The following is a 24,943-nucleotide window of genomic DNA, read 5'->3' on the forward strand; positions in this document are numbered from 1 at the left end:
AACCGTACAAAACATGAAGAAGATAGCGATCCACCTGGATCGCCTGGAAAACAGGGGGTAATCCCCCATTTTCCCTGTTGAAGTGACCACTTAAAAAGGGAGAAACCCTGTACTTTGAAAAAAGCACAGGGTTTCTCGACAATCTGAAGCGGTTCAATGAATGAACCGCTTGGATCTTTGGCCATTTGGCCGATACGTATATGGAATTACCCTTATTAGTGCATTATCCAGTAACAGCGCGATGTGTCTTTTAATTGCCGCTTTTACCTGTCTAGTATTAGCTATACACGAGTTCTTTTAAGCTTAAACCTAGCGCTTGCGCAGTTGATTCTTGAATTTCCTTGAATAGGGCTGGGTTGTTCGCAAGGGATATGCCGTAAGAAGGAATCATTTCTTTTATTTTCGGCTCCCACTCTTTCATCTGCTGCGGGAAGCATTTCTCTAATACTTCAAGCATAACGTGAACGGCTGTCGAAGCGCCAGGGGAAGCACCGAGCAAGGCAGCGACCGAGCCATCTGCGGCACTAACCACTTCCGTCCCAAATTGAAGCGTTCCTTTCCCTTTAGGCGTATCCTTAATCACTTGTACCCGTTGGCCCGCCACGACGATTTCCCAATCCTCGCTTTTGGCGTTAGGAATAAACTCGCGTAATTCTTCCATGCGTTTTTCATTCGAAAGCATCACTTGCTGGATCAAGTATTTGGTCAATGCCATCTCTTTTACTCCAGCGGCAAGCATGGTAACAAGATTATTCGGTTTGACGGAGCTTATCAAATCAAAATTCGATCCCGTTTTTAAGAACTTGGGCGAGAAGCCGGCAAACGGACCAAAGAGCAGTGCTTTTTGGTTGTCAATATATCTTGTATCCAGGTGGGGAACCGACATCGGAGGGGCGCCAACCTTGGCTTTTCCGTATACTTTGGCATGATGCTGCGCTACCACTTCCGGATTCTTACACACCATGAATAGTCCGCTTACCGGGAATCCTCCGATATGTTTTGACTCAGGAATACCGGTTTTTTGCAACAAATGCAGACTTCCGCCTCCTCCGCCGATAAAGACGAACTTGGCCGTATGATATTCGGTTTTACCCTGCTGGATATCATGCACTTTCACTTTCCACGAACCATCTTGTGTACGTTTAATACCCTTGACGCTATGCTTGTAGTTAATCTCGGTGCCTTTGCTCTTCAAGTAGTCAAACAGCATGCGCGTTAAAGCGCCAAAGTTTATGTCCGTCCCGGAGTCGATTTTGGTTGCCGCAAACGGCTCATTCGCTGTACGCCCTTCCATAATAAGCGGAATCCATTCCTTCAGCTGATCCGGATCCTCGGAATATTCCATCCCTTGAAAGAGCGGGTTGTTTGACAGCGCTTCAAAACGTTTTTTCAAAAAAGCCACGTCTTTTTCACCTTGCACTAAACTCATATGAGGAATAGGCATGATAAAGTCCTGCGGATTGCGAATCAGATTGCTGTTTACCAGATAAGACCAGAACTGTCTTGAAACCTGAAACTGTTCGTTAATATTGATCGCTTTGCTGATGTCGATAGATCCGTCAGGTTTTTCGGATGTATAGTTAAGCTCGCATAATGCGGAGTGGCCGGTCCCCGCGTTATTCCATTCATTGGAGCTTTCTTCCCCCGCGCTTGCGAGTTTCTCAAACACTTTGATCTCCCATTCAGGTACTAACTCTTTCAGTAGGGCTCCCAATGTTGCGCTCATGACGCCGGCACCAATTAAGATTACATCTGTTTTTTTCTCCATGTTGCTCATTATAAACCTTCCTTATCCCATATATTTGAAAAAAGAGTAGGCGTCCCTGCTAAAAAGGTCATTAAAAAGCAAGGCGTCCCCTGAAAACACACCTTTTCTGTGTCATTTATCACCATATTATTATAGTCTATTATAAATATTGATAGATTAAAATATCTACTATTATCTAATCATTATAAACTATTTAAAGTTGTTAACATAGTGAGAAGATCCTCCACAAAAAAAAGCCGCAAGAATCGCGACTTCTTATGTATTGAAATTCAATGTGTGGAGGTTTATGTATTACTCTTCCCTTAGGAAGAATTAAAAAAGCGCCATGTCCATACGGACAAAGCGCTTTGGTAATTAGTGAGGGGCCATTTTGCCAGGCATTTGCGACTGCATCGGGGCAGTGCCGTAACTATTCTGCATGTACTGCATATCTTGCTGAGGCAGCTGTGGTACTTGGTAGTAGCCATGCTTATTTTGATATAGTGAAATCTCATAAGCCATTTCAATGCAGTTGGGAAGGGAATCGGCAAGCACGCGGCGCACGACCGGATTCGTAGATTCCATGGCAGCATTGGTTTTCATCGTAGCACCCGATTTCACTGCGTTTAACATGCTGAGTGCGATGGTTTCATCGTTGATCTCGGCTGTGGACTGCATCGGTTTTTTCGGTTGGCCTGGCTTCATGCCGTAAATAAAGTCATTGCCCTGCTTCATTTTATAGCTTTGCGTTGGCTTTGATGGATCTTGTCCTGATTTAAAGCACTCTAAGGTGATGTTGTACTCATCTGTCATAAATTGCTTCTGGCGCTGCAGGATATCTTGAAGCTCCGGATCCTGTACATGCCCGCTCAGTATGGTATACGTGTTCATGGTGTTGATTGCCCCTGCCAATACTTCGTGGACATCAAACATTTCATGACCGCCATGGTTCATTTGCGGTGGAATCATACCTGTCTCCATGTTTTGATGATTTTGTTGTTGTTCGAATTGCATTCATGTACCTCCTAAAGTTATTATACGCCCTTCATATTGTGGGTTCTTTTGTCCAGAATATACGGACGATTTGGAGATTTTTATGTGATGAAAGCAGTTGGTGATGACTTCTAATCCCAGAACTAATAAAAAAACGCCTTAAAAAGGCGGATACTCGTCAGTTCCTGATCAACCGCGACGGGCTGCGTCAGCCAACGCGTTGAGCCATTGCGCCCGCTACCCTTCAACTTTGGCGGCTATCTTCTTCCATGCGGATTGAATCTTCAGCTTCATCGAATCTGTGCTGTGCAGCATACACTTAATTAAGGTTGGCATCGTTTCGGCACTAACGCCATGCCGCTCGGCAAAAGCAAGGTACAAAAAAGTAAAGAAGCCGCAAGATCACGGCTTCTTTACTTGCGCTATAGCAATCGTCATGCTTGATGCCAAGTTCATCAAAGAACTGGTGGATGCTGTATTCACCATCAGGTTACGCTATGCATCAATTTATCAATCCACGTCAATTCTCCATTAACCTGGGAGATCGAATACTGCAGAACCTCGTCCCGGAATAACTCGTCTCCACCTTCATCCAGTCTTCTCTCGATATCGGACAGCAGCTCTTCCAAGTCCTTCTTTCGCCTATGTAATATTCGAATCCGGTCCTCTTGAGAAATACGCTCGAACAGGGACACTCTTACCATGAATTCGATTTGATGTTTTGCATCTTTTTCGGTGAATTCATTAATGAGGTTTGCGATTTTCCCCCTGCCTGCTTCTGTAATTTCATATATATACTGATTCGGTCTGCCTTCCTGCTCATTTCGATGTTTGCGTACAAACCCCTCATCCGTAAACTTTCGCAATGTCGGATATAACATATTGTGATTGACGTCCATTAAATAACCGAGATCCTTTTGTATTTCTTTTTTTATTTCATAACCGTGTTTCGGGGATTTTTCGATTTGGATCAGAATGAGAAGTTCAAGATACATGATGGCTCAGGCCTTTCGTTAACGGATTTGGCAAAATCTCTGCATCGAAGCAGCACACCTCTAGAGTATATGTTCTACTAAAATCCGACAAGGCAGAATATAAACGGAACTTTGGACATGGGTCATTGGAAACTATGACCAGCTGTGGCATTATGTTAAATTAACATATGGTATATTACACTAGAATTGGAGGGAATGTAATGAATCATGATATCATCTCTTTAGAGGAAATCACGCAATTCCATTCACCGACCGAAGAATTCAATCCTTATGATTGGTACAAGCACAAATTGCAGCATGAGCCCATCGTTTATAACCAGGCAACCCATACATGGAACGTCTTCCGTTACAATGACGTAAAGAGGGTTCTCAAGGATCATGAATATTTCTCTAGTGCAAGAACTCGAACGACAATTAGCGGTGGTGCCGACAATGCCGAAGGTCAGAAGATGAGTAAAATCAACCTTCAATCCGACCCGCCGGAGCACCAAAAAAGTCGAGCATTGATTTCCGCCGCTTTTACCCCTCGCAGTTTAAAACTCTGGGAACCGCGCATTCAGGAGATTGCGGACCAGCTTTTGAACGAAATGGGAGACGCCGATGTCATTGATATCGTTCAAAATTACGCGAGTGCGCTGCCTACCATCGTCATAGCCGATCTGCTCGGCGTCCCTTCGGAAGACCGCTTGTTGTTTAAGGAATGGGTCAACCATTTATTCCTCCCCTTGCCCAAAGACCATTCGGAAGATATACAGGAACTGAAACGTCATGCAGCCAAGGAATATTACAACTATCTCTACCCCCATATCGTGCAAAAAAGAGCAAATCTATCTGACGATATCATCTCCGACCTCATTCAAGCCGAGGTGGATGGAGATCGATTATCGGATGACGAGATTGTCAGAACGACGATGTTCATCCTCGGTGCGGGTATTGAAACGACGACGCATCTGTTAGCCAATACGTTCTATTCCTTCTTATATGATAACAACCAAATTTATGGCGAAATTCGGGCCAACCGCGAGCTTCTTCCTAATGCCGTAGAGGAAATGCTCCGCTATCGGTTTAACATTGCCAAAATGGACCGGACCGTGAAACAGGATAACAACATACTCGGCGTGGATTTGAAGCAGGGCGACGTCGTCGTCGCATGGATGAGCGCTGCCAATATGGATGAGGAGGTATTCGAGGATCCCTTCACTTTGAACATCCACCGAGCCAATAACAAAAAGCATTTAACTTTTGGTAACGGCGCACACTTCTGCCTGGGAGCCCCACTGGCACGACTTGAAGCAAACATTGCGATCAGCAGATTTATGGATTACTTCCCGCGAATGGAGCCGATGGCCGATTTTAAACTGGAGGATAACCTGAGTCCGTCTGCAGCAGGACAAATGTTGACACAGCTTCCAATCCGCGTTCATCGATCATAATAGCCTATTAAAGTTCATATTCTACAAGCAAAAAAGCCCTTCACACGCAAGGGCCCAAGCCGTATCAAGAACCCCTGTGCTTTACCTAAAAGCACAGGGGTTCTCATTTTTTTAAGTCCAGCTATCTTTCGCTTACATACCAATAACCGGGACGCCCGTTGTTTAATCGGATGAGCGCTTCGAGAAAAAAATAGTCACCCCATATAACAAAATCATCCGGCGCGATCCCTCCCCTGACAAAATACGAACCATGCCGCAGAAAACCTTCTTCATCCGGATTACCGTCCGTAAAATAACCGTTAACCATCGAGACCATCGAACGCCGAACGGCATTTATGAAAAGTTCCCTGCGGGGATCATCGCCTGGTAGCTGATCCGCGATTTCCAGCATCCCGCATGCCGCAATGGCAGAGGCAGAGCTGTCCCTCGGCGTTAGCGCCGATGCCGGGACGTCGAAATCCCAATAGACGACATGATCATCCGGAAGGTGGTCGATGTAATAACGCGCCATTCGAATGGCAGCGTCCAAATATTGCGGCTCTTGGAAATAACGGTAAGCCAGCGCGAATCCGTAAATACCCCAAGCCTGCCCCCGCGACCACGTAGACCCATCCCTGTATCCTTGGTGCGTCCCGCCTCGCACGGAATCGCCAGATTCCAGATCAAAATAAAAAGTATGGTAGGAAGAGCCGTCTCCACGCACCAGGAATTTTAAGCTTTTGTCAGCGTGAATGCGTGCGACATCGGCATATACAGCATTTCCAGTCTGTTCGGTGGCCCAGCATAACAAGGGCAGATTCATCAGGCAGTCGATGATGATCCTGCCGCCGTTTTGGGGATCATGTTCAGGACCCCATGCCTGGATAAGTTGAAGCGAGGGCCTCCATCGTCTCATGAGCGCATCTGCGGCTTGCAGCGCCGTGTTCTTGGCAGTCTCGTCTCGTTCCACGAACCATTCCGCTAAAGCGGATAATGAATACAAAAAGCCGATATCATGATGCTCCAGCTTTTGGTTTTGCGCTAATCTCTCTTGAAACGAACGCACAGATCGGATAGCTGCCTCACGAAAGCAGGGATCCTTGCCGTACTCGTAACTCAGCCACAGAATGCCAGGCCAAAATCCCTCCGTCCAATCCGTATGATTCACCAGTTGATACTTGCCGTCCCCGTTTCCGACATGCGGAAACCGATGTTCAAACCGGGCGATATTCGCTTTCGTTGTGTGTAAGGTTCGTTCGATGACAGCGTTCCAGTCCATAATGTCCTCCCAATATCCATTTTGTTTCATCTGATCTGGCTCCATACCGATATCGCTACCGTCTATACGCTTCGACTATTTCGGTTCGACTTCATCCAGGGTCATGCGGTATTCCAGATCCTTCATGTACGTCCCGTCCGCGTGCAGAAAGGTCATGCCGAAGGCAATATCCCCGCCGGTTCCGCGGACGATCGCGATCAGCCGGTTGAGTCCGCCCTTCAAGACAAGCTCGCGCTCCGGTTCACGCACATGCTCACCGTTCAGGTAAATGGCATACGGCACATTAGCATGAACTCGCAAACGTCCCTTGCGGACTGGCTTAGCTCCTCCTCCAGGTACCTGCACAAAACAGCTCATAAACCATGGATCATATCCGGTGCAGGCAATCCGCATCATTCCATCCTCGGATTGCCGCTCTTTTTTCTGCATCCAGCCGTATAGTCCTTCACCCAAATTGTTCAACGAAAATTCGGGATCGGTATAGTATGTCTTCATCGCCTCGTAATCCACATGAGTCGGGCAAGGCAGTACCATAACCGCTTCCACGGCCCATGTCCCGTCGTCTTTCTCGCTTACCAGCAAGCCATCATCAAAGACGGCACCCTGATTGGCGAGCAAACGGGTATAGAGTCTTAGTGCCTTCTCATTGTTGGGGTCTAGCAGAAGCTGGGAGCACAGGATGGAGCCTGCCCCCGTCCTTTCTTGGACCAGAAACGCTCCGGAGGAACGGGCTTTCCTGCGGTTCAGTTCGACCAGTGCGAGACGGCTGTATTCGGATGTGTAACCATTCACAAAATAGTCCTTCCAAGCCGTTCCCTCGACGCTAACGCACAAAGCGTCCGTGCCCTGCACCTCAAGCCGGTAGGCGGCATGCAAACGGTTCAAGGTATCCCGAGGGGACAGGAATACTTTGTCATAGCCGAACAGGTCGACCGGACTGAAGCCGCTTACGGCCTTGTTGGTGTAATCCACCGCGAGATGGTACGCCTCATGAGCATCCACTCGCACAGGACGGTCCAACAGGCGGGCAAGATTGCCATGCTGACTGCTGTCCGCCGGCAGGACAAGCACATGTCCGCCTGCTTCGGCATAGCGCCGGACGGCCTCGGCTGAGCCAGGAGCCGCAAGCAGGCTTGCTTCTGCTACGAGCAGGCCGAATGATTGCGCGAAGAATGCGGGAAGATCGCCCCGTCCATTTTCGTCATGGGTCGCTGCCTCATTTATCAGCGCAGCTGCATCCAGCACCGTGTAGCGCAGGCACAGCCGGTCGAGGAACGCAGCCGCTTCCCCGCCGGGACGGACCAGCGCCCCCACCGGTCGCAAAGTCGCACCGTCAGCGACTTCGTTGCGACCGGTGTAAGCCAGCAGGTTGCGCAGCAGCAGGCAGGCTTGCGGAACGCGCGGAAGATTAGCCATCAGCTCCAACTGATTGGCCACAAACATGCCGCTTCCGCTCCGGTACTCCAAGAGCGGCGACCATAAATCCCCACCGTCGCCGAAATCGCCGGCGCTGCACTCCAGCAGCAGGGTGAAATCGCCTTGGAGCGGCTTTTCGAATGCAGCGTAAATGATAGGCAGCGGGCCCTCTTCGCGAAGCTCCTCGTGCCAGAACATTAGATCCGAGTCGCTTAAACCCTTAAGCACCGGATGTTGGTAATCGCCGGCATGGGCCCGAAGAAACGGTCTCCGCGACAGCCTGAGCCGGCCGCCTAGCGACAACCCGCACTGCTCCAGCATCAGCAGGCGACCGCCGCGTGCGACGAAGCCTTTTAACTCCGCCTCCAACCCGCCATCCGGGTCCTCTGCCTTACTGCCGATGATAAGCAAATGATCGCATGACAGCAGAGCAAGCCCATCTCGGGCTACCCGCTTGCAGTCGGGAACAAGATTTCGGATCTTGAAGTAATCTGTTTCAGATCCCCAGTAAGCTGTCGGGCGCCCAACTTCAACCGGATGGCGAAGGAGGCTTCCCGACACAAGCCGGTATTCCTTCAGTAGCTCATGCATAATCCGATCGCCATGGAACAGCACTGCCGTCAGCACTATCATTCCTTCAGTCTCAACGTGGATCGGAGTCCACGAAATCGCAATGGTTTTCTGCTCGGCCGGCTCCTGCCGGAATATGAAACTGCGTTCATGAACGATCGTTTCCCCTTGCCTAATCACGCACTCGATCCGAACATCCTGTGCGGACAACGTGTCGTTGAAGACGTCAAAGCTGCGGGTGATGGTTGCGTCGTCGTAGAAACAGTGGTTGTATTCGGCCGCGAACATCGTGACCGGCTTAAACGCCTCCGCCATGGTGGCAAAAGCCGGATTAGCAACATACATCGGATCATCAGGCAGCAGGCCGTTGTTGATCGTGAGCGAATAGGCCGGTATCACCTTGGGCTTCACCCCGGGCAGGCCTGGTTCGGACGGTGGAACAGCGACGTCGTTCTCCGGCATCGACCTCATGAAATAATGAGCGAAATTGAACGTAGCTATGCCTGAGACGCCTTGCCGCCGCGCATACTCTACGAATAGGCGTTCCTTCTGCGCCAGCCCGGCCGTGCTTTCGTCCGTACTGCGATATGCCTGCAGCCCCGCATACATGCTGGCGTTTTGAGGGCATATGTACCACCAGCCACCGTGTTCACCGAAGCTCAATGGGACCGAACGGTCCCATTGAGCGATGGTGCCGTCAATATTGTAATGGCGGCTTTCCACCTCCGTATGGGCTTTGGACACCAGTCGGTTGTCTCCTTCGGCGACGATCGGACGAGTGGCGTCCAGTTCCCGGATCGCCTCCATAAGGCCGGGAATATGCACCTTATAGCCGTCCCGGCCGTCCACCCAGCGCATTTCGTTCTGCAGGCTCCACATGATGACGGAAGGATGATTCTTGTCACGCTTAACGAGCCGCTGTACATGCTTGCGGCAGTTGTCCAAGTAATCGGGATGGTCGGCGAGCATGGATTTGCCCGATCCGTATATCGCTGTTTCGTCGATGATCAGCATGCCCTCTTCGTTGGCGATTCGGACATAATTCTCCGGGTAAGGCTCAGCATGCAGCCGGATGCTGTTGATTCCGACGGAGCGGCACATCCGATACCAGTTCCGGATGTACGCTTCCGTCTGCTGCAGTCCGCCTTGAAAATGCCACGAATCGCCGCGCAAACGGATCGGGATGCCATTCAGCATGAATTGCCGACCTTCGCACCAAAATTCACGGAAACCAAACACTTCCTCGTGACGGTCTAGCACCTGCTCACCTTCTATAAGCTCAAGCTCCGCCATATACAAATACGGCGTATCGGGATCCCATAGGATGGCATCGCTCCACTCCAGATTAAAGGAAGCGCGGTAGACCGCCCCGCCGCGTTTGTTTTCGCACAGCCTAACCTTCACCGCAGCCGCTGGATCGATGCGCTGTGCTGTCTGCTCTTCCTGGAGGACAGGTACGGCCCGCCCTCCGTCTCCGAATCGCAGCCCGCCGCCTTCCCCTTTCTCCGCAGAAAATCCCTCCGTTTCGATTCCAAGCCTTTGGCTTCGCAATGACTTCTTTTCATTAGCCGCATACCGGTTGTTGCTACTACTTATCGAATCTGCATTTTCCCTCGTATCTGACTTTTCTTCCCCTTGCCTTAGCACGCCAATCTCTCGTACGCTCAACCTGACGTGAAGGGGACCGTGATCCCCTCCTATTTCCGCCGCCCCAGCGGTGACGTCCAATTCAAGCCGCCCTCTCTGAACGGATGTGCGGATGGTTACATCCTCTATAGACAGGACCGGATAGCTTTCCAGGTAAACGTCCTGCCATATTCCCCGGGCAACATTTCCGAACCAGGAGCCCATCAGCCCGGTCACCTTCTCCATGCCGTTTGCCAACGTTACTTTGTCGAAGCTGCCGCATACGACATGGAGATGATGCTCATGCCCCTGCTCGGCCCGAGGCGTGATATCGAGACGCAGCGGTAGGTAGCCATCTTCCCATACGGCGACTTCTTCCCCATCAAGAAAAATGACGGCCTTTTGCATGATGCCGTCCATCCGCAGCACGATCCGCTCCCCCGACATGGATTCGGGAATATGAAAACTTCTATGCAACACGCCCGCTTCCGCGCCGTCCCATTCTTTCGGATAGCCGTAGAGATCCATCGGGGCATACCCATGCTCGCGAATTTCGCCGAACGATTTGCCGTTGGCCTGTTCGTAGGACGATCTCCAGCTGGAAGGGACTTGGATTTGCTGGGGCTCGTAGAAGATTTCATCCGGAAGCCGGCGGCACTGAGGCTGACCATACAGCGGCATGAAATCCCAGTCCCCGTTCAGGCATAATCGGTTACGCATGGTTTGTTCCCTGCCTTTCGATGAAAGAACGTGCCTCCAGGACAAGCTTCAGCTCTCGCCAAATCTCCTGACCGTCTGGCGCACCCTCCCACTTCATGAAATGCGGCTCCATCACCGCTGCCCAATCGTCTGGACGGAGCGTTGTTTTCAACTTTCCTTCATAGGGGGCTGACTCAAGTGTGGCAGGGAGCTCTGAGTAAAAAAAGAGCAGATTCTCATGCATGCCGATGATGCCGAATTTATCTCCATCGCCCGGCCGTTCTTCTTGGTACTGGTAATGATAGTACACGTAGCTTGAGACCTCTTCGGGCTTTAGCCGGGCAATCCTTCCGTACGGCACACTGTGATCATTCGTCCGTACCCAATGCTGCTCCGAAACGGGCGCTTGATAATGAAAAATGTCGGCCATCGACGCCCATCTGCGTCCCGGATCTCTTCCCGGCCAAACGGCCAGCCATGCCTCAGCTCGCGGCAGCAAACTTTCCGGAAGCACCTTCTCCCCGAGACATTCATAATAAAGAAACAACCGGCTTCCGTCTGTAAACAAGCTTAATCGGGCCACGCGTTCCCGTTCCATCGCCGTGTGGATCTCTTGTGAAACACTTTCGCCCCGTAACAGTGTAAGGGCATCTTCCTCGATTCCTTCGGCCCTAAATAGACATCGCTGCATGATGAACCTCCCATCGTGAATTTTGATGCTCCTGAAGATCAAAATCCGTATCCGTATCCGTTTTATTTGCCGATCGTAAAAGACGCTCCCTCCATTTACCGGGAGGAAGCGCCTCATTTCCTTAAGGCACCACCATGAAACGGATGTTGTCAAACAGCATGTAGTCGAATCCACTCACGTAGAAGCCGACTTTGCCGGATGGCCGGTGATTCGGATCGGTGCCGGCAAGCTTCGGATCGCCGTCCACATAAATGGAGACGTCCCCGTCCTTTACGCTAATCTTGACTGCATATTCCGTTTCCGGCTGCAGGTCTCGATTCGGCAAGACGTACTCGGCGATCTTCTGCCAGGCCGTGTCGTAGAGTATCCAAGCGGATGTCCCATCCACGCGGGTCCGATAGCCGATTCGGATAGAGCCGCTTGCATCCTGACGATCAAAGACGTACATTGTACCGTCGTCCGGCATGACGGCCGGCGTCTTCAGCGTGAACTCCAGCTCATACGATTCGAAGACCCGGTCCAGCAGGCCTGTTGCCCCGTTCAAAATTTTGTAGCGGCGATTACCGTCCGGATCGGCCGCGATGCTGCGGTTCGGGTCTACCGGCCAGCCGTTGCTGCCCGATTCGAAGTTGGTCTCGTGCATGATGTTCGAAACGGTCACGGCAATATCCGCTTTAATGAGCGGGTTGACCACGGATACGGCTGTGACGGTCGTCTCTCCTTCATAAACGGCACTGACGACCCCCTTGTCGCTCACCTCCGCTACGGCCGGATCGGCGGATTGCCAAGTAACGCCGGTATCCGGGGTATCCGTGGGATCGAACGTCACCTGCAGCTGATGCTGCTCGCCGGCGGCAAGCCGTATTTCGCGCTCGGACGGTATGATGCCGGCCAGCTCCGTGCTCAGTGCCTTGAACCGGATGTCGTCAAACAGCATGTGGCTGACGTTGTTGACGTAGAATCCGACCTTGCCTGCCGCGTTATGGCCGGGATCGGCGGCCTTCAGGCGGAAATGGCCGTCCACGTACACGCTGATATCGCCGCCCTTGACCCGCATCTTGATCTCGTATTCCGTATTCGGCTGCAGGTCGTGTCCTGGGAGTTTCTCTTCATGCAGCACGGTCCAGGCTGCGTTATACAGCAGCCAGGAGGAAGAGCCGTCAGGACGGGTTTTGTAGCCGATGCGGGTCGAGCCGCTGCCCGCCTGGCGATCGAACACGTACAATGTTGCATTTTCTCCGATCGACTCAGGCGTCTTCAGTTTGAAGGTCAGCTCATAATCGGTGAAGGTTTTGTCGCTGAGAGCGGTAGCGCCGTTCAGTATTTTATACCAGCGGTTGTCGCCTTCTTTTGCGATGCTGCGGTTCGCGTCCTGCGGCCAGCCATTTGCACCTGACTCGAAATCGGTGAAATCCATCACCCCGTCTCCGGCTTCGACTGTGACGTCCACCATTGCCGTGAGCTGAGGATTCTCCGCCGACGCCACCGTGATGACCGTCTGGCCCACCTCCTGACCCGTGACGATACCGTTATTGTCAACCGTGGCGATGCCGGGATCGGCCGACGTGAAGACCAGCTTTGGATTATCCGCGTTCCATGGGAGGACCGCCGTGCGCAGCTTTACCGTTTTCCACCGATCCACCGTGATTTCGTTGTCGTAGACCACAACGCTTTGCATCGGGTAGCTGTCCGGGCTGCTCGTGGTACCTGCTTTCCCGTTAATGCCGATCTCGTGAAATGGGATATCAGGGAAGCCGGGGATGACCTGAAATACTTCAGCATCCGGACGCAGCGACAGATCGCCTCCTGCCAAATCGACGAACCCGGGATCCTCGTCGGTTACCCAGTTATCGGCATATTGGACAAGATTGAATTTGTCGTACGCCCCCTGCTCGTTCGTTGTCGTGCTGCGTGGAAGCGTCGGATTGTAGACAACGTTACCGTGAAACGTATTCGTATCCGGATAATAACGATTTTCCGTGAAAAAGTTCGCCAGCTCCGGATATTTGGCCAGGTACGGCGTACCGACGAAGTCGTTGTTGGCCTCGAACAGCGCCTCCCACTTCGGCATGTAATTCAGCGGAACTTGATCGTCCGGCTCATCGCCTAGAAACAAATCCGCGTAGTCATATGGAACCTTGCTGTCCACAAAGATATTGTTGCGGGCCAAAATATGCGCGCCCCCGTTGTTTTTGATTGCTGAATTCCCCATACGATAGAAGATATTCTCATCGATCTGAAGCCCCATCGTGAAATTATCAGGATAGACCCCTTCAACGCCGGGTTTGCTTTCTCCGATGTTGTGGAAGTAATTGCGACGGATAATGGTGCCGCGCTGCTGGGGCGTTTCGCCCGCATTCATGTAGATGGCGCCGAGATCCGAGAAGGTTTTGCATACGTCGTAAATATCGTTGTACTCCACGAGATGATCGTTGCCGAAGATCAGCACGCCGGGATGGGGAGCATCGTGCAGTTCGTTATGCGACATGCGGTTACCCACCCCGGACAAGAGAACGCCGGGATTGTAGGCCTTATGATAATAAGCAAAATCATGAATGTGAGAGTTCTCCACCGCATTGTTGCCCGGCGCGAGCGTTGTCTTGTCGCCTCCGGTAAGCGTGACGGCGGTACCCCCGATATGGTGGATGTGGGTAAATTCGATCTTATGGTCCGTTCCCGGAACTCCGGTAAAATCGTTGTAATGGAAGCGGCTCTGAGTGTTGACCAGCACACCGCTATTGGTGAAATTGCGGATTTCGCTATTTAGGACACGCATATGGCTTCCGCCCATAAAGACGACCGCCGAATCGCGCCCGTTCTCCAGGATCAGCTCCGAGAATTCGTTATAAGATGCGTCCAGCGCATTGATCATCGGCGTCTTTAACATCGTCACTTCGATGGATGGATTCGCGGTCATGAATTCGGCATTCGGCAGAAAATAGAGCTTTCCGGCCTGGCGGTCGATGTAATACTCGCCGGGCATATCGATCTCCTCCAGCAGGTTTTGAGCGAAATGGAAATCTGGGTACCAGTTCTTGAAAATGCCGCTCATTTCTCCATACCGGAGCGTAATGCTCTTGGCCTGGGTGTCGATGGAAGCGATCTTGTTGTAGGACCATTCCCAGCTGTAGCCGAAAATGCCATCCAGCCAGATGTCGTCCGCCTGCGTCCAGTACTGCGGTCTGTCATACGTGTAGGTAAAGGTCCCGCCTCTCGTATGAACCTCCCCGTTCGGATCTTTCCGCGTCGGTCCCGGATCGAGGATTTCGTCCATTTGAACGGTTCCCTCGTTCGGCCAGCGGGCCAGCGTCATGCCTTCCCCGCCCACGTACAACTCCATCGGCGGTACCTTGCTCAAATCGTTGGCCAGATAATAACCATGCCGGCTCATCTCGCCGTAATCGGTAATGCCGAGGGCAGCCAGATCGGCTACCAGCACTTCGTTTCGTGCCTCTTCGCTGATAATGCGGTTCAGTACGGCAGAATCGGTTACCGGAACGAATGCGGATTTCTCCAACTTCTTAGAACCGGACAAGATAACCGTTTCACCTGGATAGGCCGTATAGGTAACCGGCTTACCCGCTTCCCCCGAATCCTGCAAACCCAGCTCGAAGCTGGTTGCCCGCTCATACCGGCCTTCGCGAAGATAGACCGTGACGCCGCCCCGAGGCAGTCCCTTCTTCGCTTTCAACGCCCGAATGGCGTCTCGCGCTTTTTCCAACGTTCGAAACGGTTTGTTGATCGTCCCTTTGTTCGAGTCATTTCCGTCTAAGGCCACGTAATAAGCCGTTCCGTGCGGATTTCCATAAGCCGACGCCGTCTCGGCGGCCGGCAGAAATGGATTCAGCGCGAACAACAGGCTTGCCGCCAGCGCCGCAAGCACAAGCTTCTTCATAAATCGCTCCCCTTCCTCCAGCGTGGAATCCGGTCAGCTTTGCCTACGCAGTGCGCAGTGTCGTCAAAGCCCACCCAGGCAGCAGGTTCCTCCCTTTTTGTCTCCATCCGTCTACAAGCCTACGGGCCGATTATTTTAAGCCCTTCTCTTTTAGAAATTGTTCGAACTGACGCGTCACCTCCTCGACGTATTTATCTTCGCCCGCCTCCTTCAGCTTGCCGTAAAGAACCGGCCAGGTTTCCTCAAAATCAAGCGTTCCGGTCACGAGTCCGCGTTTGTACTCGCCCCATAAGGCGTTCAGGTTGGCGATTTCCGTGCTGACTGGCTCGGAATTGAACTTGAATGCGCCGACCGGATTGATTTCGGAGCTCGTGTTGATTTTTTTCGTTTCCTCCCAGATATTTTCCGGTTGCCCTTCCTTCAGGTAGGAATTGAATACGCTGCCGAACACCCAATCCATGTTCGGACGATACCTGGAATCCGGCATCGCTTTGATATAATCGCCGCTCAGTTTCTCGTAATGCACTCCCTCTAAACCGTTGATCAACAAATTGTAGAGCTCCTTGTCGGTGTTGATCAGATTGAGCAGCATCAGGGCCCGTTCCGGATTCGGGGAAGTTCGGCTGATCGACTGGTTGGTTGTTGCTGAATAGCCGTTGGAGAACCAATCGCTGAGCGGAATAATGATGACATCGTTGCCGCCGTTCTTCGGCTTGACCTCCGCCTCGACCCCCGGCTTCAGCGTGACGTCGAACTCGACCGCGATCTGGCCTTTGGATTGATAGTCGGTCATTTTTTCCGTGGCCGCGTCCTTGTGGATGTACCCGGCTTTATACCATTTGCTGGCCAGTCTGAAATTGTCCAGCTCCTCTTCGGGATAGCAATGAAGCGTATAGGACGGGTCATCGGTCTTGATGTAGAAATGATCGTCAAGCCCCGGAACGACCCAGTATTGATCGTCATGCGCCTGCGGGTTGACAAACGAGCCGCCGAACAGTCCGATCGGGATGATGCCCGGCTCGTTCTGCTTGATTTGCTCAAGGAACGGCTCGATATCCGCTATCGTTTTGATCGTGGTAGGGTCCAAGCCGTATTTGTCGGCAAACCGCTTCTGCACGATGAAGCCGTATCTCGAACCATTGATCTGCTGGTTCGGAATGCCGTAAATTTCCCCGTCCACCGAGAGACCATCCCACATCACCTGAGGGACATCCGCCTTCAGCTGCGGGGCGTACTCATCCAAGAGCCCGTTCAGCGGTTGAATCGCTCCCTTCCGTACCAGCTCTTCCGGTTTCAGCATATAACCGGTCCAGAGAATATCGAACTTTTCCCCCGCCGCCAGAACGGTGTTCATCTTCTGTACGTAATCTCCTATCGCAACAGGCATCAGCTTTATGGTGGCGTTCAATTTCTCTTTCACGATTTTGTTGATTTCCTCTTCGACCTTCTTCTGGTCGGGCTGCAGCTGCAGCAGCGGGTAATACCAAGTCAACTCGACGGGATCAAGCTTGCTCGATCCGCCTGTATCCAGTGACGCCCCTTGCGTGTCCGGCGTTCCGCTATTCGTTTCGCCGTTTCCGCCGCTGCCCCCGCAGCCGGCAAGAGTGGACATCGCGATCAAGACGATCGCCAAAAGTCCTAGCAGTCTTTTTTTCATAACATGACCTCCTGAGTGTTTAATTGGTTGTTGTATGTTAACCCTTGAGGGAGCCAACCGTAAGCCCTTTCACGAAAAACCGCTGGAAAAACGGAAAGATGATCAGCATCGGCCCACCCGCAAGCACCGCGATTGCCATTCTTGCCGAATTGTTTGGAAAACTGGATAAATCAACACCCAGCTGCTGCGCAAATTCCGAATTGGAAGTAATGAACTCAATGCTGCCAAGCGTCCGCACGAGCAGCAGCTGCAGGGGAACCTTGTTGGGATCGTCGATGTACAGCATGGCATTGAACCATTCGTTCCAATACGTAAACGAGATTAGCAAGCCAAGCGTAGCCAAAGCCGGTGTAGACAGTGGTAATATGATCCTGAAAAATATCCGCAGCTCCCTCGCCCCGTCAATTTTGGCGGATTCCACGATTTCGAGCGGAATTTTGGACATGAATCCTTTCATGACCATAATGTTGAATGGCGAGAGCAGCACCGGCAGGATGAGTGCCAGTAAGCTGTCTTTCAAATGCAGGTACTGCGTGATGAGGATATAGGAAGGGACGAGTCCTCCGCTGAACAGCATCGTGAAAAATACGTAGAATGTTGTTGCCCGGTTGTAGCGGTAATCCGGCCTTGAGATGACGTACGCGGTCATCGCGGTGAGCAGCAATCCTGCCAGCGCTCCGATGACGGTCACCGTAATCGTAACCCCGTAAGCCCGCAGCAGAATGTCAGGAGCATCCAGAAGGTAGCGATACGCCTTCAGACTGAATGATTCGGGCAGAAACTGATACCCGTTGCGGGTGAGCGAAGCTTCATCCGTCAGCGACACGGCGACGACGAGCAGAAACGGCAGGACGACCGCCAGCGAGAGCAGGATGAACAGCAGATGGATCAACAGTTTCGGTAGTTCGAACTTCTTAGGCATCGGATGTCCTCCTTCTTACCACAGGGAATGCTCGGGATTGATTTTGCGCACGACCCCGTTCGCCACCAGCACCAGGACGAAGCCGACAACCGACTGGTAAAAGCCCGTAGCCGCCGACATGCTAACGTTGCCGATCTCGCGGAGCGCACGGTATACGTACGTATCGATAATATCCGTGGAGCCGTACAGAAAGCCGGAGTTGTTCGGAATGAAATAATGCAGTCCGAAATCGCCGCGGAACATGTTGCCGATGGACAAAATCAGCAGAATAATGACCAGCGGAGCCAGCAGCGGAACTGTAATTTTCATCGCCATCTGCCATTTCGTCGCTCCGTCGATCCGCGCTGCCTCGTAATACTCGCTGTTAATGCCGAGTATGCCAGCAAAATAGATAAGTGTATTGAATCCGACCGCCTTCCATAAATGAACAAGAATGAGGATGGCTGGCCATGCCTCGGCCGTCTGGTACCAACTGACCGGCTCCATCCCGAACATCTGTAAGGTGCGGTTGATGAACCCGTCGGAATGGTTCAGGAAGGCATAGGCGACGTATCCGACCAACACCCAAGATAAAAAATGGGGCAAGAACAGCGCAGTCTGATAAAATTTGCTCCATTTCGCCCTGAGTTCGTTCATTAGGATCGCCAGTAGCAGCGCTGCAGCGGTGGTAGCTACAATGTAAGCGGCATTGTACAGCACCGTATTGCGCGTGATCCGCCAAGCCGTATCGGTCGAGAACAAGTAACGGAAGTTTTCCAGTCCAACCCATTCGCTGCCGAATATGCCAAGATCGTAGCGGTAATGCTTGAAGGCAATGATCAATCCCACTAACGGGATATAGGCAAAAATCAGCTTGTAAAGAATCCCGGGCAGCGATAGCAGAAACAGCTCCCGGTTGTTGCGGAAATGGCGAAGCTCTCTGCGAAGCGCCGATTTTTTTTGGCGTGCGCCGGCAGGTCCAGGATTCGGTCCCAATTCGGGTCCCGAACGGTTAGCCGGGTCTGCATCAATAGAACCCGATAGTGTTACCTTCTTCAACATAGCGAAAGCCCCTTCCTTTTCTTATGCACTCCTCGCCTGCATCCCAGGCTTTGCATGATTAACGATAGCTCAAACCCGGGGTTCTGCGTTACTGTACAATTTCAGGATTGCTGTACGGGGGGGCTGTAAGGATTACGGAATGCTGTACAGCCGGCTGTATAGAAGCAGGATTACTGTACCTGGGGAATTTTGGGACCTTGACTGCACAAAGGGTAGTACCGTGCTCCCGCTTCTGATGCGATGCCCAAGGTGCAGGAGACGGCACTCTTCAGCTCCGCGCTGATCCAATGTTCGATAAGGGCTTGCAGCATAAACACTTGTATAGAATCCGCCTGTTCGCTCGTAACCGGATGGATTTCTTTTCGAAGCACGGCATACCAAAGACCCGCAAACGGTAAATTTCATCTGCGGGTCTTATGAAACATTTCTAATTTTAGGTACTGCGGTCGATGGCTGATTTCAGACGGTACTCTTTCGGTGTCGCTCCGTAGCGGCGCTTGAACAGCCGATAGAAATAGCTTTCATTGCCGAAGCCCACCTTCTCCATGATTTCGGCCACGGTCAAATGCTTCTGCTCCAGATACTGTTGGGCTCGGGCAAGTCGAGTCGCATTGATCTGGTCGACCACCGTTGTCCCTTCCTGGGCTTTGAACACTTGGCCCAAATAGACGGCGCTCATCTTCAGCATTTCGGCGATCTTCTGGACGTTCAGGTCCGGGTCGGCGTAATGCTTCTCGATCATTTCTTTGACCGTGTCCACAAGCAGCCGGTTTTTGTCCTCCCTTCCGCTCCTGCGCTGCTCGAATACATCGCGCACGACGTCCAGGAGCACACCCTCGATCTCATCCAGCGTCTCTTTTTCGAGAATGCGCCGATTGATAGCCTGCAGATTAACCGATACCGGATTCAGATTATTGTTATTCATCTCGCCCAGCGTATGGCTCAGTGTCATGGTCAAATGCAGCAGCGCCGAGAACATGCCGTCAAAGCTAAACTCGTCAAGCAGCTCCCTCCAGCTCCGAATGGCTTGCTCCGTCTCTTCCGGATTTCCGCTCTTTAATCCCTCCGTCAGCCGGCGTTCCAGTTCCTTCGGAATGGTAAGCGATTCGTTCCGCTCGTTCCTGCGGATCAATTCCGGCTGGATCACGGCGCCCTTACCGAATATCATGCGATAGTTGGAATGACGCATCGCCAGGTTGTAATGTTTCGTTAGCCTGCGGTAATCTTCGAACGCATCGCTAAGCGTTACGGTGAACGTAACTCGATAAAAGCGGAGTATGGTCTCCTGAAGCTCCCGGAACCGTTCATCCAGCATCTCGAGGTAACTGGGATTGCCGCTGGCGATAAAGACAAGATGGCCGCTCTTCATGTCCGCGGCTTCGCACGAACCGCCACGTTGCAGCAGTTCTTGGCCGATGTTCGCGATAGCAAAGTAATACAGGGCCTCCGTCTGGGAATCCGGCTGCAGGAGAAGGCTCTGCAGATCGTCAAGCTGTACAACCGCAAGCCGGAGCGGCGATGGATGCGTTATATCAATCGCATACTGCTCCTTAATCCGTAGAAATGCATCTTCGTCCATACTATCGCTGAGGCTAATCAGGCTCCGCAAATGATAAACCTTGGCGATATTCCATTGCGTCGCCCGTTCCTGCTCCAAGCCTTTGAGTTTGCCTATCATCTCCGTCACATTCTCCGCGATGAGGGACAACTCATCTTTTGCCCTGCTATCACCGCGCCCGTCATGGGGAACCAGCATAAGCAGACGGCCTACCGGTTTATACAGCCTCAGTGAGATTAATACGGACAAGAGCAAGGCCAGCAGGGCAACGGACAGCGTCACGGCCATTTCGGTCCATCTCATCTGGCGTACGCTGCCCAGCACGTCATCGTAATCCTGCAGGCTGATGATCTGCCAGTTGTTCAAGCCTTTGTTCAAATAGGTTACCTTATAATCCTTCTCTCCTTGTTTATGGATGAAAGAGTCCGGTGCATTGTCCGTCGAGCCCATTCGTCCCAGTAAATCCTTCTTGATGTCAAGCCCGGGCGGCAGCTTGCGCTCGCCTGCCATTAGCACCTGTCCATCGCCGTCGGTGACGAACAGGACGTCGTTTTCCCGTTCGGCCACTCGATTAAGCGCTTTCACATTGTCGAGCATCCAGCCTGGCTTCACTGTCAAAATGAGGGCGTTCCGGTTAACGGAACCGAGGGTCGGCCCGTCATAAATGAAAAAAGCGAATACGTCGATGCCCTCATTCTCCCCGTCAAGATCGAGCGGAATGAGCTGCAGCTTCGGCAGATCGGCTCGGGAAGCCATATAATCTTCAAGCGCGCCGTACAGGGCGCGCGTGTCCATATCATGGCTCAGCGACGAGAAAAAACGGTTCTGCTTGCCGTTGTAAAAAACGGCGGCGTGCAAGTACGGCGAAGCGGCTACCGTCCGGTTCAAACGTTCGATTTTCAGAATGCTCTGCTTATAATCCGCCCCGGACTTCAGCGCGATCAGCTCTTCGTCATTGTACAACGACACCGCCAAATCCTTCACGATCCCGTTCATGTTCTCGATATTGTAGTTGATTTGGGTGAGCAGCTTGCGATCGGCTTCGTGTTGGAGGCTCAGGACTTTATCACGGGCAGCGGCGTTCAGGAAGAGGGAGGCGATGGCGAGCATGGCGACGACGAGCATAAAGCTCAGGATAATCCGCTGCAAATATTTGCGAGAGCGGAGGGTTTGCAGCAACTTCATGGGACCACTCTCCTGCAAAGTTAGGTGGCTTTACTATAATCCTGCGGGTTTTTCGTTGTCAATCGGCATTTTCGAAAAAATAGCCGTCCCTTCCCCCGCTTCTTCCTTCATCTGCCGCAGCATCTGCCGATACGCGCCGGGCGTCATGCCAAGCTTGGCGGTAAACAAGCGCGTCATGTAATTCGAATCGCGGATTCCCACCCTTTCAGCGATCTCCGAAATGCCAAGCACCGTGCCGCCGAGGAGTTTTTTGGCTTCCTCCAAGCGCAGATGAAGTACGTACTGGAGCGGCGTTTTGCCGATATGCTTCTTCATGCATCTGGCGATATAACTCGCCTGGAAATGCAGCTTCTCCTCCAATGCAGCCCGTTCAAACGGCTCCCTCCAGTGTTCGTTTAAATAAGCGGCGGCGGCTTGTGCCAGTCGGATGGAAGGCTCCGGTTCGGTCATCCGTGCGCAGTCAGCCTGCAGTGCGGCGAACAGCTCGGCCAGCAATAAATGGAGCTTGAGCGCATTCTCCCCGTTCAGCCGGTTGTGGATATCATTCAACCCGCGCAGCATCGGCTCTACGGTCTGCACCTCGACGGAGGCGAACTTCGGCAGGTACATGCGCTGCTGCGTGGACGGTTCGACATCCTCGACCGTGCCTTTGGACAGCAGGGCCGACCAAGGAATATCCTCCTGCGAGATGTATGAAGCTGGATGTCCATGGATGAAATGCACCCAATAAATCTCCGTATGCTCCAAGCAGGCACGATGCCCGAAATGCCGCAGTCCCGCTTCCAGCACGAGCAGCTTTCCGGCACAGACCTCATATTCGGTCTGTTCTTCCGTCATATAAAGCGTTCCCTTAGTTACCAGCAGCAGGTCGTAGACGCCGAAGGTGCGGGCGAAATGCCGGTCTCCGGGCTTCCAGACGGCATGTCCCGCCGTTACGAATTGCGGCAGCGGCGGAATGGCGAATTCTAAGCACAGCACAGCGGTTCTCTCCTTTTCGCAAGTCCATTTTGTGCTAATCAAAGTCTATATTATCACTGGTTACCCGCGTATTAAAGAGGTACATTGTACAAAAGAAACCGTTCTCATCAGGCGGCAAAGGAGGCTGTTCACACATGCGATTTCGTCAGGTTCATCTCGACTTTCATACATCCGAGGCCATCCCGGGCATCGGAAGCCAGTTTTCAAAAAAACAGTTTCAGAACATGCTGCGTGCCGGGCATGTCGACTCCATTACCGTTTTCTCTAAATGTCATCACGGCTGGGCTTACCACCCGAGCGAAGCCAATGAAACACACCCGCATCTTTCGTTCGATCTGCTAGGCGAAATGATTGCAGCCGCCCACGAAATCGGCGTCAAAACGCCTGTGTACTTGTCCGCCGGCCTTGACGAGAAGCTGGCGCGTCGCCATCCCGAATGGCTGATTCGAGATGCGGAAGATCGTACGCGATGGGCCAAAGATTTCATGACGCCCGGGTACCATGAGTTTTGCTTCAACACGCCTTACCTGGACCTCTTGCTGGCTCAAATCCGCGAGGTTGTTTCCCGCTATGATGCGGACGGCATTTTCCTTGATATCGTCGGAATCCGAAAATGTCATTGCCAGCATTGCGTGGCAGCGCTGCGATCAGCCGGCCAAGATCCTCGGGATGCAGCGGCCATTGCCGCCTTGGGCGAGGCGACCTACCTGAACTATGCCCGCCGCGTACGGGAAACGGTGGACAGGATCAAGCCCGGTCTGCCGGTCTTTCATAACAGCGGGCATCAACGACGCGGCCGCCGCGACCTAGCCCATGTCAACAGCCATTTGGAGCTGGAATCCCTGCCAACCGGGGGCTGGGGCTACGATCATTTTCCGCTCTCGGCGCGCTACGCGCAGACGCTGGGCATGGATTTTCTCGGCATGACGGGCAAATTCCACACCTCTTGGGGTGAATTCGGTGGGTATAAGCATCCGAACGCGCTGCGATTCGAAACGGCGCTCAGCCTCGCGCACGGCGCCAAGTGCTCGATCGGCGACCAGCTTCACCCATCAGGTCTGATGGATGAAGCGACCTACGCCTTGATCGGCACCGCCTACGCGGAGGTGGAAGCAAAGGAGCCATGGTGCAGCGAGACGACATCCGTGGCGGACATTGCCGTCTTGTCGCTGGAGGCTGCTTGGGAGGCTTGTCCGGAAGCGCGGAAATCAGAAGACCGGAACAATCTGGCGGATGCCGGAGCGGTGCGCATCCTGACCGAAGGGCATTACTTGTACGACATCGTGGATGCCGATGCGGATTTCGGTCGTTACAAGGTGCTGATATTGCCGGACGAGGTGCCGGTATGGCCGGCATTGGGAGAAGCCATCCGCGCATTTACCGCAAGCGGCGGCAAGGTTCTGGCCCCGGGCCGCTCGGGTTTGGATCCAGCCGGCAACGTGTTTGCGCTCGATCTTGGACTGAACTGGAAAGGCGCCAGCCCTTACCACCCGTCATATTTCCGTCCGAACTTTACTCCAGGCTCCCTTCTGCCCGCTTCGTTTGTCATGTACGGCGAGGGACAGCAGGTTGAATTGAATGGCGGCCAGGCGCTTGGCAGTCGGGAAAATCCGTATTTCAACCGGGACGTATTCACGTTCTGCTCGCATCAGCACACGCCAAGCGCTGGAGAAGACGACGGCCCGGGCATGATTGAAAGCACAAACGGTATCTACATCGCTTGGAATGTGTTCGGCGACTATGCGGACAACGGCCATCTCATTCTGAAAGAGATGGTATTGCACGCGATTGACCGGCTCCTGCCGCAGCCTACCCTGCACTGCGATTTGCCTGCACGGGGCATAGCGACGCTGCAGTATCAGACTGTGGAAAATCGCTATATTCATCATCTCCTGTATGCTTCCCCCGTAATGAAGGGCCGCGTGGAGGTCATCGAGGACATCGTTCCGCTGCAGAATATATCCGCCAGCTTGCGTCTCCCATCTGCCGCTTCGATCAAGCGGGTCTACCTGGCCCCCTCGATGGAGGATCTTCCATATCAGATTCGTAACCAAGGCGAAATCAGCTATACGGTTCCTTATTTGGATAATCACCAGATGGTTGTGCTGGAGTTGGCCTAGATATTCTGCTTGCTAACTCTGCATTGAGAAATAGCCGCATTCCTTGGACTGCGGCATTTTCATATTTTATCATTTAGAGCTCGGTTCGCATGTGCTCTTTTTTTACGATTCTGGATAAACCTATTGAATTGGCTTATGAAGTTAAAAGAAAAAAAGCCG

At 52.5% G+C, this 24,943-nt stretch carries 16 protein-coding genes; 2 read left to right on the forward strand and 14 right to left on the reverse strand.

Annotated elements, in window-relative coordinates; genetic code table 11:
* Positions 1-277: 277 nt before the first annotated feature.
* The 4 genes from AB4124_RS30240 to AB4124_RS30255 form a co-directional block, all read right to left on the reverse strand.
* Positions 278-1,777: a malate:quinone oxidoreductase gene (locus AB4124_RS30240; protein WP_430107502.1), complete on the reverse strand. Its 1,500-nt coding sequence runs from the start codon at positions 1,775-1,777 to the stop codon at positions 278-280.
* A 345-nt stretch (positions 1,778-2,122) separates the two neighbouring features.
* Entirely contained in the window at positions 2,123-2,761 is a 639-nt protein-coding gene (locus AB4124_RS30245) for a spore coat protein (RefSeq protein WP_430107500.1), read from the reverse strand.
* 216 nt (positions 2,762-2,977) lie between these two features.
* A complete protein-coding gene (locus AB4124_RS30250) occupies positions 2,978-3,121 on the reverse strand; it encodes a DUF6138 family protein (RefSeq protein ID WP_379408980.1) in 144 nt (47 codons plus the stop codon).
* A gap of 104 nt (positions 3,122-3,225) precedes the next feature.
* Complete coding sequence (locus AB4124_RS30255; RefSeq protein WP_339273071.1) at positions 3,226-3,735, reverse strand: PadR family transcriptional regulator; 510 nt, start codon at positions 3,733-3,735, stop codon at positions 3,226-3,228.
* 200 nt (positions 3,736-3,935) lie between these two features.
* Between AB4124_RS30255 and AB4124_RS30260 the strand changes: the two genes are divergently transcribed.
* Positions 3,936-5,168, forward strand: a complete 1,233-nt coding sequence (locus tag AB4124_RS30260; protein WP_441975124.1) for a cytochrome P450 — start codon at positions 3,936-3,938, stop codon at positions 5,166-5,168.
* A gap of 121 nt (positions 5,169-5,289) precedes the next feature.
* On the opposite strand, the gene AB4124_RS30265 is transcribed toward AB4124_RS30260, so the two are convergent.
* From AB4124_RS30265 to AB4124_RS30310, 10 genes are all read right to left on the reverse strand, one after another.
* Positions 5,290-6,456 (reverse strand): glycoside hydrolase family 88 protein, encoded by a 1,167-nt coding sequence (locus tag AB4124_RS30265; protein WP_441975125.1) that lies wholly within the window; start codon positions 6,454-6,456, stop codon positions 5,290-5,292.
* A gap of 45 nt (positions 6,457-6,501) precedes the next feature.
* The gene (locus tag AB4124_RS30270) at positions 6,502-10,758 is read right to left on the reverse strand and encodes a glycoside hydrolase family 2 protein (protein ID WP_441975126.1); all 4,257 of its coding nucleotides are present in this window, start codon (positions 10,756-10,758) and stop codon (positions 6,502-6,504) included.
* Positions 10,751-11,428 carry a hypothetical protein gene (locus tag AB4124_RS30275; RefSeq protein WP_441975127.1) on the reverse strand — a complete coding sequence of 226 codons (678 nt, stop codon included), beginning with the start codon at positions 11,426-11,428 and terminating at the stop codon, positions 10,751-10,753. Before AB4124_RS30275 ends, AB4124_RS30270 begins: the two co-directional genes overlap by 8 nt.
* Before the next feature lie 121 nt (positions 11,429-11,549).
* The gene (locus AB4124_RS30280; protein ID WP_441975128.1) at positions 11,550-15,323 is read right to left on the reverse strand and encodes an Ig-like domain-containing protein; all 3,774 of its coding nucleotides are present in this window, start codon (positions 15,321-15,323) and stop codon (positions 11,550-11,552) included.
* Between the two features lie 130 nt (positions 15,324-15,453).
* Positions 15,454-16,980: an ABC transporter substrate-binding protein gene (locus AB4124_RS30285; protein ID WP_441975129.1), complete on the reverse strand. Its 1,527-nt coding sequence runs from the start codon at positions 16,978-16,980 to the stop codon at positions 15,454-15,456.
* 37 nt (positions 16,981-17,017) lie between these two features.
* Positions 17,018-17,902: a carbohydrate ABC transporter permease gene (locus tag AB4124_RS30290; protein WP_441975130.1), complete on the reverse strand. Its 885-nt coding sequence runs from the start codon at positions 17,900-17,902 to the stop codon at positions 17,018-17,020.
* A 15-nt stretch (positions 17,903-17,917) separates the two neighbouring features.
* Entirely contained in the window at positions 17,918-18,943 is a 1,026-nt protein-coding gene (locus AB4124_RS30295; RefSeq protein ID WP_339293328.1) for an ABC transporter permease, read from the reverse strand.
* A 170-nt stretch (positions 18,944-19,113) separates the two neighbouring features.
* Positions 19,114-19,314, reverse strand: a complete 201-nt coding sequence (locus AB4124_RS30300) for a hypothetical protein (RefSeq protein ID WP_441975131.1) — start codon at positions 19,312-19,314, stop codon at positions 19,114-19,116.
* A gap of 62 nt (positions 19,315-19,376) precedes the next feature.
* The gene (locus AB4124_RS30305; protein WP_441975132.1) at positions 19,377-21,686 is read right to left on the reverse strand and encodes a helix-turn-helix transcriptional regulator; all 2,310 of its coding nucleotides are present in this window, start codon (positions 21,684-21,686) and stop codon (positions 19,377-19,379) included.
* Positions 21,687-21,719: 33 nt separating this feature from the next.
* A complete protein-coding gene (locus AB4124_RS30310) occupies positions 21,720-22,664 on the reverse strand; it encodes a helix-turn-helix domain-containing protein (protein ID WP_430107478.1) in 945 nt (314 codons plus the stop codon).
* 134 nt (positions 22,665-22,798) lie between these two features.
* Here AB4124_RS30310 and AB4124_RS30315 point away from each other — a divergent pair, with 134 nt between their 5' ends.
* The gene (locus tag AB4124_RS30315; protein WP_441975133.1) at positions 22,799-24,784 is read left to right on the forward strand and encodes a beta-galactosidase; all 1,986 of its coding nucleotides are present in this window, start codon (positions 22,799-22,801) and stop codon (positions 24,782-24,784) included.
* The last annotated feature ends 159 nt before the right edge of the window (positions 24,785-24,943 follow it).

The organism is Paenibacillus sp. 2KB_20 (assembly GCF_052115765.1).
GTDB lineage: Bacteria > Bacillota > Bacilli > Paenibacillales > Paenibacillaceae > Paenibacillus_AQ.

What these genes read in the sequence shown, in the direction of transcription:
- AB4124_RS30240 (WP_430107502.1), bottom strand. Translation starts at nt 1,777, where the DNA reads ATGAGCAACATGGAGAAAAAAACAGATGTAATCTTAATTGGTGCCGGC.
- AB4124_RS30245 (WP_430107500.1), bottom strand. Translation starts at nt 2,761, where the DNA reads ATGCAATTCGAACAACAACAAAATCATCAAAACATGGAGACAGGTATG.
- AB4124_RS30255 (WP_339273071.1), bottom strand. Translation starts at nt 3,735, where the DNA reads ATGTATCTTGAACTTCTCATTCTGATCCAAATCGAAAAATCCCCGAAA.
- AB4124_RS30260 (WP_441975124.1), top strand. Translation starts at nt 3,936, where the DNA reads ATGAATCATGATATCATCTCTTTAGAGGAAATCACGCAATTCCATTCA.
- AB4124_RS30265 (WP_441975125.1), bottom strand. Translation starts at nt 6,456, where the DNA reads ATGAAACAAAATGGATATTGGGAGGACATTATGGACTGGAACGCTGTC.
- AB4124_RS30270 (WP_441975126.1), bottom strand. Translation starts at nt 10,758, where the DNA reads ATGCGTAACCGATTATGCCTGAACGGGGACTGGGATTTCATGCCGCTG.
- AB4124_RS30275 (WP_441975127.1), bottom strand. Translation starts at nt 11,428, where the DNA reads ATGCAGCGATGTCTATTTAGGGCCGAAGGAATCGAGGAAGATGCCCTT.
- AB4124_RS30280 (WP_441975128.1), bottom strand. Translation starts at nt 15,323, where the DNA reads ATGAAGAAGCTTGTGCTTGCGGCGCTGGCGGCAAGCCTGTTGTTCGCG.
- AB4124_RS30285 (WP_441975129.1), bottom strand. Translation starts at nt 16,980, where the DNA reads ATGAAAAAAAGACTGCTAGGACTTTTGGCGATCGTCTTGATCGCGATG.
- AB4124_RS30290 (WP_441975130.1), bottom strand. Translation starts at nt 17,902, where the DNA reads ATGCCTAAGAAGTTCGAACTACCGAAACTGTTGATCCATCTGCTGTTC.
- AB4124_RS30295 (WP_339293328.1), bottom strand. Translation starts at nt 18,943, where the DNA reads ATGTTGAAGAAGGTAACACTATCGGGTTCTATTGATGCAGACCCGGCT.
- AB4124_RS30305 (WP_441975132.1), bottom strand. Translation starts at nt 21,686, where the DNA reads ATGAAGTTGCTGCAAACCCTCCGCTCTCGCAAATATTTGCAGCGGATT.
- AB4124_RS30315 (WP_441975133.1), top strand. Translation starts at nt 22,799, where the DNA reads ATGCGATTTCGTCAGGTTCATCTCGACTTTCATACATCCGAGGCCATC.